14 protein-coding genes are annotated in these 15,181 nt (G+C 52.0%); 9 read left to right on the forward strand and 5 right to left on the reverse strand.

The genetic code is table 11. The features are described from left to right. The first annotated feature begins 486 nt into the window (after window positions 1–486). Genes pgl through pyk form a run of 4 tightly spaced genes read left to right on the forward strand, consistent with a single transcriptional unit; the run spans window position 487 to window position 5,205 of the window. Window positions 487–1,191 (forward strand): 6-phosphogluconolactonase, encoded by a 705-nt coding sequence (gene pgl, locus ACXAFR_RS09565; RefSeq protein WP_475176051.1) that lies wholly within the window; start codon window positions 487–489, stop codon window positions 1,189–1,191. A gap of 21 nt (window positions 1,192–1,212) precedes the next feature. After that, complete coding sequence (gene edd / locus ACXAFR_RS09570; protein WP_475176052.1) at window positions 1,213–3,048, forward strand: phosphogluconate dehydratase; 1,836 nt, start codon at window positions 1,213–1,215, stop codon at window positions 3,046–3,048. A 29-nt stretch (window positions 3,049–3,077) separates the two neighbouring features. After that, window positions 3,078–3,713, forward strand: coding sequence for a bifunctional 4-hydroxy-2-oxoglutarate aldolase/2-dehydro-3-deoxy-phosphogluconate aldolase (locus tag ACXAFR_RS09575; RefSeq protein ID WP_475176054.1), 636 nt, complete (start codon window positions 3,078–3,080; stop codon window positions 3,711–3,713). 46 nt (window positions 3,714–3,759) lie between these two features. Next, window positions 3,760–5,205 carry a pyruvate kinase gene (gene pyk / locus ACXAFR_RS09580; protein ID WP_475176056.1) on the forward strand — a complete coding sequence of 482 codons (1,446 nt, stop codon included), beginning with the start codon at window positions 3,760–3,762 and terminating at the stop codon, window positions 5,203–5,205. 39 nt (window positions 5,206–5,244) lie between these two features. Here the strand turns inward: pyk and ACXAFR_RS09585 are convergent, their stop codons facing one another. Then, window positions 5,245–6,201: a tRNA-dihydrouridine synthase gene (locus ACXAFR_RS09585; RefSeq protein WP_475176881.1), complete on the reverse strand. Its 957-nt coding sequence runs from the start codon at window positions 6,199–6,201 to the stop codon at window positions 5,245–5,247. Window positions 6,202–6,705: 504 nt separating this feature from the next. On the opposite strand from ACXAFR_RS09585, the gene ACXAFR_RS09590 reads away from it, so the two are divergent. From ACXAFR_RS09590 to ACXAFR_RS09610, 5 genes are all read left to right on the forward strand, one after another. Then, on the forward strand, window positions 6,706–6,966 hold the full coding sequence (locus tag ACXAFR_RS09590; protein ID WP_475176058.1) for an OadG family protein: 261 nt from the start codon (window positions 6,706–6,708) through the stop codon (window positions 6,964–6,966). 41 nt (window positions 6,967–7,007) lie between these two features. Next, on the forward strand, window positions 7,008–8,798 hold the full coding sequence (gene oadA / locus ACXAFR_RS09595; protein WP_475176060.1) for a sodium-extruding oxaloacetate decarboxylase subunit alpha: 1,791 nt from the start codon (window positions 7,008–7,010) through the stop codon (window positions 8,796–8,798). A gap of 15 nt (window positions 8,799–8,813) precedes the next feature. Further along, window positions 8,814–10,127 (forward strand): sodium ion-translocating decarboxylase subunit beta, encoded by a 1,314-nt coding sequence (locus tag ACXAFR_RS09600; protein ID WP_475176062.1) that lies wholly within the window; start codon window positions 8,814–8,816, stop codon window positions 10,125–10,127. A 6-nt stretch (window positions 10,128–10,133) separates the two neighbouring features. Next, window positions 10,134–10,622, forward strand: a complete 489-nt coding sequence (locus ACXAFR_RS09605) for a GNAT family N-acetyltransferase (protein WP_475176065.1) — start codon at window positions 10,134–10,136, stop codon at window positions 10,620–10,622. A 156-nt stretch (window positions 10,623–10,778) separates the two neighbouring features. Further along, on the forward strand, window positions 10,779–11,240 hold the full coding sequence (locus ACXAFR_RS09610) for a bacteriohemerythrin (protein WP_475176068.1): 462 nt from the start codon (window positions 10,779–10,781) through the stop codon (window positions 11,238–11,240). A gap of 17 nt (window positions 11,241–11,257) precedes the next feature. Here the strand turns inward: ACXAFR_RS09610 and ACXAFR_RS09615 are convergent, their stop codons facing one another. The 4 genes from ACXAFR_RS09615 to ACXAFR_RS09630 are packed head-to-tail and all read right to left on the reverse strand — an operon-like array spanning window position 11,258 to window position 15,166. Next, window positions 11,258–12,145, reverse strand: coding sequence for a phosphotransferase family protein (locus ACXAFR_RS09615; RefSeq protein WP_475176072.1), 888 nt, complete (start codon window positions 12,143–12,145; stop codon window positions 11,258–11,260). Further along, window positions 12,138–12,734 carry a nicotinamide riboside transporter PnuC gene (pnuC, locus tag ACXAFR_RS09620; RefSeq protein ID WP_475176884.1) on the reverse strand — a complete coding sequence of 199 codons (597 nt, stop codon included), beginning with the start codon at window positions 12,732–12,734 and terminating at the stop codon, window positions 12,138–12,140. The genes ACXAFR_RS09615 and pnuC overlap by 8 nt, the downstream gene beginning before the upstream one ends. 38 nt (window positions 12,735–12,772) lie before the next feature. After that, complete coding sequence (locus ACXAFR_RS09625) at window positions 12,773–13,021, reverse strand: hypothetical protein (protein ID WP_475176074.1); 249 nt, start codon at window positions 13,019–13,021, stop codon at window positions 12,773–12,775. A 30-nt stretch (window positions 13,022–13,051) separates the two neighbouring features. After that, the gene (locus ACXAFR_RS09630) at window positions 13,052–15,166 is read right to left on the reverse strand and encodes a TonB-dependent receptor (protein WP_475176076.1); all 2,115 of its coding nucleotides are present in this window, start codon (window positions 15,164–15,166) and stop codon (window positions 13,052–13,054) included. Window positions 15,167–15,181: the final 15 nt, after the last annotated feature.

Here is a 15,181-nt window from a genome sequence, read left to right on the forward strand (position 1 = left end):
CTAGAGCCACAAATGTGGTTTACTCACATACCAAAGTCAGTGACCGCTTATTTATGGTGGGAATTTAAACAAAACACAGTGAATGTCATCTCGCTGTCAGTTTTATCAAGCACAATAGCATCATTGGCAAATCTGAAGTTTGAGTTAGCGACGCTAATGATCGCTACCGTCTTCGCTCATTTGCGTCCGTGGCTGGACGACATCTTTACTACAATGATCAGCAGCACCCTCCATGTAAGGGGCAGCGACCATCGGGGCAATATACTCTTGTATTCATCTGTGTCACAGCGGATGAACGTTGCAGGGAGACTATGTAGCTTTTAATGATGGAGGTGCCCGTGCTATTCCGGATTATCCGGTTCGGTTTCTCAACCCGTTTTGCAGTCTGAAATTATTACGAGTGGTCAGAGCCGTTATTTGACCTGAAGTAATTTCAGGTTGCGTATTCCGTGTTCTGACGATTGATAACAAGGTCCAGGAACAACCGTGATTAATGAATTTCGATTCGACGACCGTCAATCTTTATTGGAATCCCTCTACGACTGTTGTGTCAGTGAGCTGAACGCTGCGCTGCAAGACAAAAAAGAGGCAACGTTATTGCTCTCGGGCGGATCGACCCCTGGTCCGTTGTATCAACGCCTGGCATCCGCCGATGTAGCCTGGCAGCAGGTATCGGTTGCTCTGGTGGATGAGCGTTGGCGAGATACTGACGACCCGGCGAGTAATGAGAAGCTACTTCGCGAAACGCTGCTGGTGAAAAATGCCTCTGCAGCTCGTTTTATCGGCATGAAAAATACGGCCGACACGCCGTTTTCTGGCGTTGCGGAGTGCTGTGAACGCTATGCGCTTCTGCCGCAGCCCTTCACCTTTTGTCTATTGGGTATGGGAGGGGATGGACATACCGCATCACTGTTTCCCAATGCCATTGGCTTGGATGATGCTTTGGTTTCCAGAGAATTGTGCGCAGCGATTGAAGCGCATCCCTCGCCAGTGACTGGGGATAACTTATTGCGTATGACGCTGACGCCATGGGCTATTCTGAAGAGCCAAAAGACCGTGTTATTGATCACCGGTGAAGACAAGTGGGATGTCTACCAACAGGCGAAATCAACGGACGATCAAAACCTGATGCCGGTCAGCATCCTGCTGCAACAGGATGCTGTAGATATTGATGTTTATTGGGCACCGTGAGCCCTGCCTGGAGAAAGATTTATGCATCCCATTTTGAAAGAGGTTACTGACCGGATCGTCGAGCGGAGTCAGGCGTCGCGATCTCTGTATCTACAGCATTTGGAAGAAGCACTGAATAAAGGACCGAATCGTGGTCACCTGTCCTGCGGCAATCTGGCTCATGGGTTTGCCGCTTGTAATGCCGATGACAAGGCATCTCTGGCCGGTGATGTGGTCCGTAATATCGGTATTGTGTCCGCCTATAACGATATGCTGTCGGCGCATCAGCCTTACAAAGATGCACCGGATTTGATCAAAGCAGCCGCCAAAGAAGCCGGTGGCGTCGCGCAATTTGCCGGCGGTGTTCCCGCCATGTGTGACGGGGTAACCCAGGGCCAGGCGGGCATGGAACTGTCACTTTTCAGTCGCGATGCCATTGCCATGTCGACGGCAGTAGCACTGAGCCACGACATGTTTGATGGCGCTCTCTATTTGGGCGTTTGCGATAAAATTGTGCCTGGTCTGTTGATTGGTGCTCTTACCTTTGGACATCTGCCTGCGGTTTTTGTCCCCGCAGGACCAATGACCACAGGCATGAGCAACAAAGAAAAAGTTCGTGTTCGACAGCTCTATGCGGAAGGCAAAGTGGGGCGTGCTGAGTTGCTGGATGCTGAGTCCAAGTCCTACCACAGTCCGGGCACCTGTACGTTTTACGGCACCGCCAACAGCAACCAGATGATGGTTGAAATCATGGGGCTGCATCTGCCCGGCAGTTCGTTTATCAATCCCTACACGCCGTTGCGTGACGAGCTGACCAAGGCCGCTGCCCGACAAGTATTGAAATTTGTGGATCCCGCGGGTGATTTTCGTCCTATTGGCAAGGTGATTGACGAAAAAGCCATCGTTAATGCGATTGTGGGCTTACTGGCCACTGGCGGGTCGACGAACCATACGATTCACTTGGTTGCCATTGCGCGGGCAGCAGGTGTCATCATCAACTGGGACGACTTTGATACCTTGTCCAGAGCGGTACCTTTATTGACACGCATATATCCAAACGGTCAGGCGGACATTAATCACTTTCAAGCGGCCGGGGGTATGGGCGTGTTGATTCGTGAGTTGTTGAGCGGTGGATTATTACACGGTGATATTCTGACTGTCGGCGATGCCAGAGGCATGGAGCAATACACTCAGGAGCCGATGTATACCGACGGTGTACTTTCCTGGCAGGAGTCTCCGTCTGAATCTCTCGACGCTGATGTCTTGTCGAGCTACAGCAAGCCCTTTAGCGCCACTGGCGGATTGCATGTACTTAACGGAAACCTTGGTCGCGGAGTGATCAAGGTGTCGGCCGTTGCACCTGAGCATCGTCAGGTGGAAGCACCCGCGATCGTTTTCGATGACCAGGATGATATGGTCGCCGCGTTCAAAGCTGGCAAGTTGGATCAGGATTTTGTAGCGGTACTGCGCTATCAAGGACCCAAAGCCATTGGCATGCCTGAGCTGCATAAGTTAACGCCCTCTCTGGGCGTGTTACAGGATCGGGGTTTCAAAGTGGCCCTAGTTACAGACGGAAGAATGTCCGGCGCATCCGGCAAAGTACCGGCGGCGATTCATATTTCTCCTGAGTGTGCTGATGGGGGGCCTTTGGCGAAAGTACAGACCGGTGATCTGGTCAAACTGGACGCTGATGCGGGAACTCTCGATGTGTTGGTTGATGCCGACGTGTGGGCGAGCCGCATTCCGCTCGCAAATTCGGCGAAAGATCACAGTTATGGTATGGGGCGAGAGTTGTTTTCTGTCTTTCGGCAGCAGTCTTCCGCTTCAGAAGAGGGCGCCTGCTCATTATTTCCCAGCAGCGCAGACTCAAACATTTAACGTAACACCGATAAATAAAAGAGGATTTTATGTCGTTAACGGTTTCTGAGGTGATGAATACCTCACCAGTTATTCCGGTTATGGTCATTGAAAAACTGGAGCACGCTGTCCCATTGGCGGAAGCTTTAGTGGGCGGTGGTTTGAAGGTGCTGGAAATTACCCTGCGTACCGAAGTGGCACTGGAAGCGATCAAAGCAATTAAAGCAGCCGTTCCCGATGCGATTGTCGGTGCGGGGACTGTGATCAATCAGGCAACTCTGGCCTCTGCCATTGATGCCGGGTCTGAATTTATTGTCACGCCCGGCATGACTGCGGGTCTGTTAGAAACCGCTCTGCAGTGCGGAGTGCCTATACTTCCTGGTATCAACACACCGAGTGAAGCCATGGCATTGCTGGAAAAAGGCATTACTGCCATGAAGTTTTTTCCCGCTGAGGCCGCTGGAGGCATTCCTATGCTGAAGTCCATTGCTGGGCCACTTCCGCAGATCACCTTCTGTCCGACGGGCGGTGTCGGACCGGCAAATGCCGGGGATTATCTGTCTCTTCCCAATGTCGCTTGTGTGGGCGGCTCCTGGATGGCGCCCGCTGATTTAGTGGCCACGGGTAATTGGGAAGAAATTCACCGCCGGGCGCATCAAGCGTCGAAGTTTAGCGAGCAGGCATAAGGGCCTGCTTATCTTTCATTTTACGATATGACATTGGTAATCAGCCTTGATCAGACGTACCAAAATAGTAGCAACCCTGGGGCCGGCAACAGATAAGCCCGGCATTCTGGAAGGCATTCTAAAAGCCGGCGTAGACGTTGTGCGGATGAATTTTTCTCACGGCAGTCCGGAGGATCATAAAAGTCGCGTGCAGCAAGTGCGGGATTTGGCCAAAAAGCTGGACCGCAGTGTTGCGGTGCTCGGCGACTTGCAAGGGCCTAAGATTCGCGTCGCGCGCTTCGCCGACGGCCCCGTGACCCTCAATGTGGGCGATCAGTTTTTCTTGGATGCCGGTCTCGAAAGGGACGCAGGCAATCAGCAGGAAGTCGGTATCGACTATAAAGATCTGCCCCAAGACGTGCATCCCGGAGATAAATTGTTGTTGGATGACGGTCGAGTCATTCTTCAGGTTCGAGCCGTGACAGGCTTGCGGATTGAAACCGAGGTGATCGTCGGTGGCAAGCTGTCGAACAACAAAGGCATCAACCGTGAAGGCGGTGGCCTGTCTGCCGACGCACTGACAGATAAAGACTTTCAGGATATCGAATTGGCCGCGGTAATCGGCGTTGATTACCTGGCTGTGTCTTTTGTCCGCAGTGGTGCTGACCTGGAATTGGCTCGCGCACTGTTGCGACGCGCTGGTGGTGATGCTGGTCTGATCGCCAAGGTTGAGCGGGCTGAAGCCGTTAAACCCGAAGTCTTGGATGGCATTATTAAGGCGTCAGATGGCGTGATGGTCGCGCGGGGAGATCTGGGCGTAGAAATCGGTGATGCTGAACTGGTCGCTGTCCAGAAGCACATGATTGAGCGAGCCAAGGATTTCAATAAGCCGGTTATTACCGCGACACAGATGATGGAGTCCATGATCGACAGCCCTCTGCCGACTCGAGCAGAAGTGTTCGATGTGGCCAATGCTGTGCTCGATGGTACGGATGCCGTGATGTTGAGCGGTGAAACGGCAGCAGGCGATTATCCGTTGGAAGTGGTTGAAGCCATGAATCGGATTATTCAGGGCGCAGAGCGGCAGCCGCAAACGAAAATTTCCTCGCACCGGTTGCATGAGCACTTCTCTGCTGTGGATGAGTCCATCGCGATGGGCGCCATGTACATCGCCAACCATTTGGAAGGCGTCGCAGCTATTATCAGTTTTACCGAGACAGGTCGAACGCCTCTGTACATGTCGCGAATCAGTTCCGCCATGACGGTATACGCGTTTACCGATCACCATCGTACAGAGCAGCGTCTGGCGCTCTATCGTGGTGTCGAGCCTGTGACGTTTGACACAAGACGTTTTGCACCTGAGGAATTGAATCAGGCTGTCGTTAATGAGCTATTGCGCCGCGGTGCGGTCAAGAAGGGCGACTTTGTGATTCTATCCAAAGGGGATTATGCCAACGTTCACGGCGGTACTAACGCTCTGAAAATCGTTAAAGTGGGCGAAAACATCCGTTAATTTCCAAACTCGGCCCCTGACCCCGACGTTGCTCAGACGTCAGTCGGGGGATTCGGCGACGGACTTTCCGCACTGAGTCGCGAAAGTTCGTTCGAATTCTTCAGCGCCTCGCGCACCTTTTATACGTTCAAACATCGTTGCTGCCTGGGCGTATTGGCGACGTAGATAGATCAGCCATTGTTTGATGCGGCAGCCCTGGTGTTTGCCGGGATAGAGCGGCGCCGTAGCACTGTGGTATTGCCAAAGCATTTCCTGCACCTTGTCCCAGCTGAGTGGCGAGAGCCTTTCGGAGGCTTCTTTATGGGCGATGGTTAGCGCCAGATCGGGGCGGGCGAGCATTCCACGACCGAGCATAAAACTGTTACAGCCGCTAACTGCGCGGCAGCGATCAAAATCCTCAGGGGACCAGATCTCACCGTTGGCGGTGACAGGAATTGTGATGGCCTGTCGGATGTCTTCAATATGCTCCCAATAGGCTGGAGGGCGATAGCCGTCGACTTTTGAGCGCGCGTGAACTGTTAAGCGTTCGGCGCCTCCGGATTCTGCGGCCGCGGCGGTTTCTAAGAACCCACTGCGGGAGGCGAACCCAAGGCGGATTTTTGCCGTGAGTGATACGTCTTTGGGCAGTGCGGTACGGACCGCCGCAACAATTCGATAGAGTCGCTCTGGCTCTTTCAGCAAACTGGCTCCGCCGTCGCTTTTGTTGACCGTCTTCGCCGGGCAGCCGAAATTCAGGTCGAGCGCTTTCGCTCCGATTGACGCTGCCTTGGCTGCATTCCAGGCCATACTGTCTGGATCTCCGCCCAGAAGTTGCAGACGTACCGGTACGCCGGCAGGGGTTGTTCCACCCTGTGTAAGCTCCGGACAAATTCGTAAAAACACCCGCCGCGGCAACCGCTGATGTCGATTGATACGCAGGAATTCCGTCGTGCATTCATCGATACCGCCTTGAGCGGTCAGTAGGCCACGCAAATGACTGTCCAAAACACCTTCCATCGGCGCCAGATACAGTTTAAGCGGCTCGTTGGTGGTGCTGGACAGCGAGGGTTGGTGAATCTTGGCCAACGGGTTTCCTTATCAGTTTACCCCCGCCACTGTTTGCGACGTCCAGGTGATTGATCACCACTTTGGGGCTGCCGCCCTGGTATTCAGGGATGGTTTTCTATGTATGTAAAAATGGGATTTTAGGCGTAATGGAAAAACTTAAATTCTAAAATCACGGCAATGTTCAGTATCAATTTTAGTGGCTGCAGACCGCCAAAATTGATTTTAGGGCGCGAATAATAGCGTTTTCAGCAAATTTATCAGCTTTTCGGCACGTAAATTTTCATAGGTCGTGTGACGACAGATTTGCAGCAAATCGTCATCTTAGCATCTGAGGGCAGTGTATCCGGTCGTGACAGGAGCGGTTTAATAACGCCATAATAGCCTGCACATACCTATTGGAATTTCGCCCTATAACAAAAAGTTCTTGGGCCTGAGACAAGGAAATAGACAGCAATGCAGGCTTCTCTGATTGGTCAGGGACTCGATCTCCTTATTTTTGGAATGGGGACCGTCTTTGTCTTTCTGACGTTACTTGTGGTCGCGACCACGTTCATGTCCCGATTGGTTCAAAAGTATCTTCCCGAGCCCGAAGTTGCAGCACCAGCAACCACTACACCAGCGGCTGCGCCGCCGGGCGCTGGCTTGCCCGACCAGAAAACACTCAACGTGATTGCCGCTGCGATCGCGGAGCACCGCCGTCAGCGCGGACGCTGATTCTCTATTTACAATAACTGACTGAAAGGCAATTACTAACGATGGCTGAGAATTCTTCTCCCCTGGGTATCACGGATGTTGTCCTGCGAGATGCCCATCAATCCTTGTTTGCCACACGCATGCGTTTGGATGACATGCTGCCCATTGCCGCAGCTCTCGATGATATTGGTTTCTGGTCTCTGGAAACCTGGGGGGGCGCCACCTTCGATGCCTGCATTCGTTATTTGGGGGAAGACCCTTGGGAGCGCATTCGGGAGCTGAAAAAAGCCATGCCGAAAACGCCCATGCAAATGCTGTTTCGCGGCCAGAATATTCTCGGGTATCGCCACTACGCGGATGATGTGGTGGAGAAGTTCGTTGAGCGTTGTGTCGTCAACGGCGTCGACGTTTTCCGAGTGTTCGATGCTATGAACGACATGCGTAACATTGAGACCGCATTAAAGGCGGTAAAGACTCAGGGCGCACACGCACAGGGGACAATTGCCTACACCATTAGCCCGGTGCATACCGTCGACATGTGGGTAGACCAAGGTCGCCGCATCGAGGATATGGGTGCTGATTCTATCGCCATTAAAGATATGGCTGGCCTGCTCAAACCCTATGTCGGCTACGAACTCGTTACCCGGTTGAAGCAGGCGTGTTCGATTCCCATTCACATGCAGTGCCATGCAACTACGGGATTATCGACGGCGACGGCGCTCAAGTGTATTGAGGCTGGGATCGACAACATCGATACCGCGATATCTTCCATGTCGATGACCTATGGACATAGCCCGACCGAAGCGGTTGTGGCGATACTCCAGGGGACAGAGCGGGATACCGGACTGGACCTGGCCAAGCTGGAAGAAATTGCCAATTATTTCCGTGAAGTCCGTAAAAAGTATGCGAAATTTGAAGGCTCTTTGCGGGGCATTGATGGCCGCATTCTTACCGCCCAGGTTCCGGGCGGAATGTTAACCAATATGGAAAATCAGTTGCGCGATCAGGGCGCTGCTGACCGCTTGGGCGATGTTCTCGATGAAATTCCCCGAGTCCGAGAAGATTTAGGTTTTATTCCTCTGGTAACCCCGACGTCGCAAATTGTGGGCACGCAAGCGGTATTGAATGTTCTCACTGGCGAGCGCTACAAATCGATATCTCGAGAAACCTCAGGCGTTCTGAAAGGGGAATACGGTGCGGCACCGGCGCCCTTTAATACAGAATTGCAGCAGCGTGTGCTCGAAGGCGCTGAGCCGATCACGTGCCGTCCCGCAGATCTACTCGAACCGGAGATGGACAAGCTACAAGCCGAGCTTCGAGAGCAAGCTCAGTCTGATGGTATTGCTCTGGCGACGGGTGATCAGGAAATCGACGATGTACTCACCTACGCACTTTTTCCTCAGGTGGGTTTGAAGTTTCTAAAAAATCGAGGCGATGCCACGGCGTTTGAACCGGCGCCGACCGGGCGTGAATCGGATGCGGTCAGCAATTCTGCTGGTGAAGAAATTTATACCGTTACCGTGGATGGTGTGAGTTATACCGTTAGTGTTAGTGACGGTGGAGATATTACCGGTATGGTGCCGGTTACGAGTGGTACCGCAGATACACCTTCGACATCGACGGCGGCAGCGCCCGGTGGCGGTGAACCTGTACCAGCGCCGCTGGCGGGAAATATTGTCCGCATCAATGTGGAGCCAGGTCAGCAGGTCGCGAGTGGTGATGTATTGCTGATTTTGGAAGCCATGAAGATGGAAACCAATGTGGTCGCGCCAACAGATGGAACTGTCGGTGCGATCAAAGTGAAAGTTGGCGACAGTGTAGCGGTGGGTGATCCGCTGTTGTTGTTGGCCTAATAGGCGGAGGCTCCCATGGAAAACTTAGTTAGCCTCTGGCAGGAATCCGGCCTGCATCTAATGACTTCGGGCCAGTTCATTATGATTCTGGTTGGGTTGTTGCTCCTGTTTCTGGCAATCAACAAGAATTTTGAGCCTTTGCTGCTGGTACCCATTGGTTTTGGAGGGATTCTTGCCAATATTCCCGGTGCTGATCTGGCTCTGTCGGCGGCGGAAGCTGCGATACGGTCCCATGATCCTGCGATACTGGGGGCGATCACTGAAGCCCTCGGGCTCGACCCGGCGGCGACCATTGCCGATGTGAAGGCCGCCTATGCCAGCGCTGCCTCGGCTCAACATACCGCCGTTGAACAGGTCGCCAGTGATGCGGGTTACAGCAACGGCATGCTGTATAACTTTTACAGTGTGGCTATTGCCTCCGGTGTTGCGCCCCTGGTGATCTTTATGGGGGTGGGAGCGATGACCGATTTTGGTCCGCTGCTGGCCAATCCAAAGACTCTGTTTCTCGGTGCGGCGGCTCAATTCGGGATTTTTGCCACCATTCTCGGCGCGGTAGGACTTTCCTCTGCGGGCATTATGGATTTCTCAATCGCTGATGCTGCGGCAATTGGCATTATCGGTGGTGCTGATGGACCGACCGCCATTTATGTTGCGTCACTGCTGGCGCCTGAGTTACTCGGGGCGATCGCAGTTGCTGCATACAGTTATATGGCTTTGGTGCCTCTTATTCAGCCACCCATTATGCGAGCGCTGACAACCCAGGCTGAGCGTGAAATCGTCATGACTCAGTTGCGGGTGGTCTCCAAGCGAGAAAAAATTATTTTCCCGTTGGTTATTTTAATCCTGGTTGCCTTGCTGCTGCCGGCTGCGGCGCCTTTGTTGGGGATGTTCTGTTTCGGTAATCTGATGAGTGAATGTGGTGTTGTTAAGCGCTTAAGCGATACGGCCCAGAATGCACTGATCAATATCACCACCATCTTTTTAGGCTTGTCCGTTGGCTCAAAGCTGGCGGCAGACAAATTTCTCGATCCTAAAACACTCGGCATCCTCCTGTTGGGGATTGTGGCTTTTGGTATCGGTACAGCCATGGGCGTTCTGATGGCCAAACTGATGAACAAGTTCTCAACTCATAAGGTTAATCCGTTGATCGGTTCAGCAGGTGTTTCTGCGGTACCCATGGCCGCTCGGGTATCAAATAAGGTGGGACTGGAAGCGAACCCGCACAATTTCCTGCTGATGCATGCGATGGGGCCAAATGTCGCCGGTGTTATCGGTTCTGCGGTCGCTGCCGGTGTTATGATTGCCATGGTGCAAGCGTTTACAGGATAGCAGAACATGGAATACCGGTTGGCGGATTTTCACGAGCCTTTTGATCGTCAGGCATTACAGGATTTAATGCAGGCTTATGCCTGCGATCCTATGGGCGGCGGTGAGCCTCTGGCAGAGTCGGTTTTGTCAGTTTTGCCTGACCGGCTACTCGAGTTTCCAACCGCTTATTCGCTTCTCGCGGTGAGTAAAACTGACGGCGTATCGCGGGCGGCAGGTTTAGTTAACTGTTTCGTCAGTCTGTCCACGTTCAAGGCACAACCAATCGTTAACATCCATGACGTTGTCGTGCTGGCAGAATTTCGTGGGCAGGGCATTGCGCAAAAGCTGTTCGCGTCTGTTGAGCGAGAGGCAAAGCGTCGAGGAGCGTGTAAATTGACGCTGGAAGTTTTGGAAGGGAATGCTGTTGCTCAAGGCCTTTATCGGAAGTTGGGGTTTGACGCCTATTCCCTGGCCGAGGAGACTGGGCGAGCCATGTTTTGGGAGAAAAAAATCTAGTTCTAAGGGTTTATATTCTTAAAAGGAATTATAAAAATTATTTTTAATAACGCTTAAGCTGGTTTTTGATCGTGATCAGTAGCCAGCCATGGTGAGAAGACTAAGGTGAATGCGCTGACGGATATTGTCAGCGTTTTATAGCCTGGAGTGTTCACCATGACGTATCTAAGATGGTCCAGCGAACTGGAAGCCGGAATTGACGTAATCGATCATCAGCGTGAACGAATCGTCGACTATATCAATCAGTTGCACCACGCTCATGCGACGCATAGCCGGGAAGAGGTTCGAGAAGTTCTTGACCAGTTGATTGAGTACACGATTTCTCATTTTGCCTTCGAAGAAGATCTACAAGAGTCCGCAGGCTATACCTTTGTTAAAGCCCATAAGCGGGTTCACGATCTTTTTACCCGTAAAATGAATGCGTATCTTGAGCGGTTTGAACAAGGCGAAGATATTTCACGTGAGCTATTGACGACCTTGCGAACTTGGCTGGTTAATCACATACGGCGCGATGATGCTGACTATGTTGACTGTGTGAAAGAGCTGGTGGCCGCCAGTGAGAATGTGCGCCAAAAGCAGCGAAAAAAAGGGTTTTTTTCCCGATTTTTAGACAGCTAGATTACTGTAATAATTCTCTACGGACGATCTGGCAATTGCGACAGTAGCGTTGTCAGTCGTTGTCTAGATTGAACGCCACCCGGCAGTCCGGCATTTAATTGCCACATCCATTCGATCAGCCTCACGGCTATGGCGAATGCCCTAATGGTTTCCGGGTTAACTCCGTCCAGTCTGTTACGGCAGTTTGCCTTCGTTGAATGTTGACGGATGACTCTTCGGTAGCCGGCCATTAAATCTTCAAGTTGAGAGGCACTTAAGGCTGCGTATTCGACCAGGCTTGCTAGGTCAAACAGTGGGGAATTGAGCGCAGCGTATTCCCAGTCTAGAAAATAAATTTTCCGGTTGGGATCGACCAGGAGATTTGAAGGGATTAAATCGTTGTGACAAACACAGCGTAGAGGGTGGCGATCATAAAGGTGTTCGACGCTTCTTATTGCTTTCTCGAATACTGCTGTGTCCTCTGGCGAAAGAAGGCAGGTTTTGCGATAACTTCGGCAGTGTTCTGTCAATGAGAAGCGGGGGAGAGATGTGGGCAGTGAATGGAGTTTAGCCAAAGCTTCGCCCAAGTGATCTAAATGCTCTCCCGGAGTCCAAATATCCGCTTGAATGTGTCGAGTCACAATGACTTGGCGATCCGCATAATAGCAGTGAGGCGCTAAAGGAAAGGCGTCAGCCATCAGCGCCAGTTCTTGGGCTTGAGGAAGACCGAGTGCACGGATGTCTGCATCCAGTAATTTAACGACCGCCTGAACAGTCTGCCCGGTAGATTCTTCCAAGGTGACAACATACGCTTGGTGAGATGACTCTGCGAGAGGATATTGCAGCTCGGGGCGCCTCTGACAACTCGGTTTCCATTTTGGCCAGGAGTCCAACGCCAATTGCAGTTGTTGATCGGCGTCAGGCATAGGCGGCAGTGCGATATTCCCGCGACCAGGTTATCAAGCCAAACAGACAGATGATGAGGTAGGCGACGAACAACAAAGCCGTGAGATGCAGACCTCTGTCCAGGTAAAGGTACAGAGACACGCTGTCGATAATCAGCCAGTAGATCCAGTTTTCCAGTATTTTTTTTGTAACCATATAAGTGGTCACAATGCTGCCCCAGGTGGTAAAAGAGTCCAGAAACGGTTGTGCGGCATCGGTGAACATGGAAAGCAGACTGCCACTGATTGCGCTTGCCAGAAGAATGGTGGAAATGGCTAAAAAATGTTGATGGGGAAGCCAGAGTTTAATTTCGCTCGGACCTATTGCTTGGTCGTCATCCTGTTGAGCCCGTTCAGAAAGTTGGTAGCGCCATTGATACCAGCCATAAACGGCCATGGCCAGATAGTAAATCTGCAATGCCGATTCCATCAGCAGAGACACATTCCAGAAGAGTACGGTATAAATCAGTGTGCTGGCGAAGGCCGCATACCAGCAATAGATACTTTCGCGTACCGCCAGAATGAGATAACTCAGCGCAAGCGCGACGGCGAGCATCTCCCAACCAGACATGTCACTCAACGCTTGCTGCAGCCACGGTAACCAGTCGTTCACAGAGCTTCGTAATCCGGCAGAATTTTTGTAACGAAAACGCCCATGCCGTTTTTGCTGCGCCAGGATTCAATCTCAATCGCCAGAATTTCCATGATGCGAGCGAGCTCTCCCTGTACGACCGTAGCCGTGGGAAACGTTTGCACAGTGAGTTCCGGGTATTGATTCAATTGATCAATAAACGCCTTGATTGGAGGGACAAAGTCCGGGTTGTTGGGATACAAACTGATATCGACGCTGGCGCGCATAGTATTTCCTCAAGTCGTATTTTGGATCGGTTAAAAGCGATAGGCGGCGCTTACGCCAACCACGCGTGGATCACCAAATTGATAATAGGGCTCAACTGCGTAGGATTTTCTGGGGTCATTACCAAATGCACCAAAACCGCGAGTTTGATAATCCTTATCGAACAGATTTTTGCCCCAAACGGATACTTCCCAGTCTTTGACGGAGTAATCGAGCCTGGCATTCCATAGTGCAAATGCATCTGATTTTTCGTCGTGACGCGATGAGAAATAAAAGCCATCTTTACCTTCGCTTTCGACTCTCAGACTTAGGTCAGGTAGTAGCTGGTAGCTTGCTGCGACAGTAAACTGCCAGTTGGGTGCGTGTGCCTGATCTCGGCCGGACAGATCCTCGCCATTAGAATTGACGAAATTCCGATATTCGGTGTCAAGTAGGCCAAGATTACCTGACAGCGTCAGTACCTGTGACACTTGCCAGCGGGCAGAAAATTCCAATCCGTAGTTATTTCCCTCGGCCGCGTTGCCACTGTAATCGATGAAGCGACAGGGGCAGTCGTCACCGTCTATGGGGAGGACGAGGGATTGACGTACCTGCATGTCGTCGCGTTGCTGATAGAAAATGGAGACTTGCGTTTCCAATTTCTGATCCAAAAAGCTCGATTTGCTGCCCACTTCATAGTTGATCAGCGTTTCTGTACTGAAATCTCGACGGGTATCCGGCAGGTACGGATTGCTGTTGACACCGCCGGCCTTAAAGCCCCGCGAAAGCAATCCGTAGATCATGGTGGATTCACTGAGTAAATATTCCAAGGAGAGCCGCCCACCCCATAGATCCTCATCCAGATCAAACGCAACGCCGACACTGTCCTGGTAGTCAGCTTGGTAGCGCTCATAACGCAAGCCGGAAATAAGCGTAAGCCGATCTGTTAGCGCGCTTTCGAATTGGCCATAAAGGCTCCACCTCTCTGTGTCGTACCGGCTTAGAAAGGGGACATCAAGATAGGTGTAATTGCGGTGTAGATCTTCGTCCTGGGAGTGTGCGTAGACGCCGAAAACCCAATCGGTAGAATCGTTAAAAAGCCTGCCGGTTTCTTTGGAAACCAGTCGGATCTCAGCGCTGTGATCACGGCGATCTCTTAGATATTGGTCAAAGCTGGAATACTCCGAGCCTTCACAGGCGAGTCCGAGGCAGATATCAGAATAGGCCCAGTCTTCGTCGTAACTGTATTCCAGGTCACTGTCACTGCCACTGAGTAATACTCGAGTGGAAAATTGCTCATTTCCATCCCAGAGTGAATCAATGCCAAGGGCTCGAGTCTTTTGCCGGTCGCTGCCCGGTTCGTCAGAGAGAGTGTGACGGTTGTTATCCAGTGAAAAGGCGTCGTAGCCATTGTCGACATCGACGTAAATCCCCGTCACTGCAATTTGCCAGTGCTCTGTCACGGCCCAATCAAGCTTTCCTCGGGCGGTACTTTCGTCAATGTCGTTGGTGTCATCACGATTGAGAAAGTCATTTTCGATGTAGCCGTCACTGACGGTTTTTTGGACTGCCAGGCGGTAGTTAAGATTTTCCGCCAGTGGGCCGCTCGTCACTGCGCCTAAGGACCAGCCATCATAGCTGGATACACTGGTTTCCAATTTGCCGTGATAGTCTGACGTCGGGTCAGCACTTTTCAGGTTGATCATGCCGGCCATCGCATTCGTGCCAAACCGTGTTCCCTGCGGACCTCGCAGGACTTCTACTTGGTCGACGTCAAACAGAGTGCTGCCGGTTCCCAGACCGGTAAAATCAATATTGTCGATGACGACACCCACGGATGGATTGATGGGTTCGACAAACTGGCTGCGCTCTCCGATACCTCGAATCTGGTAGAAACGAGCCCGGGAAGCGCCGCTGCTGTAATTGACATTTGGTGCGCTATTGAGAATTTCTTCCAGGTGATGGGCGCTGCGTTCCTGGATGGTTGTGGCATCAATGACACTGATGCTGCCCGGAAGGTCGACGAGTTTCGCGCTGCGGAAATCGGCGGTTACCCGTACTTCAGGAAGTAATTCGCTGCTGTCTGTGGTGTCTGGGTCTGCCAGAGCGAAGCTTGCGTTGCCGACAGCTACCAGAGATGCTGCCGCTAGAATTTTGGGGGAATACATATAAGGCCTCCAACG

Source organism: Pseudomaricurvus sp. ABR4_320 (assembly GCF_056159445.1).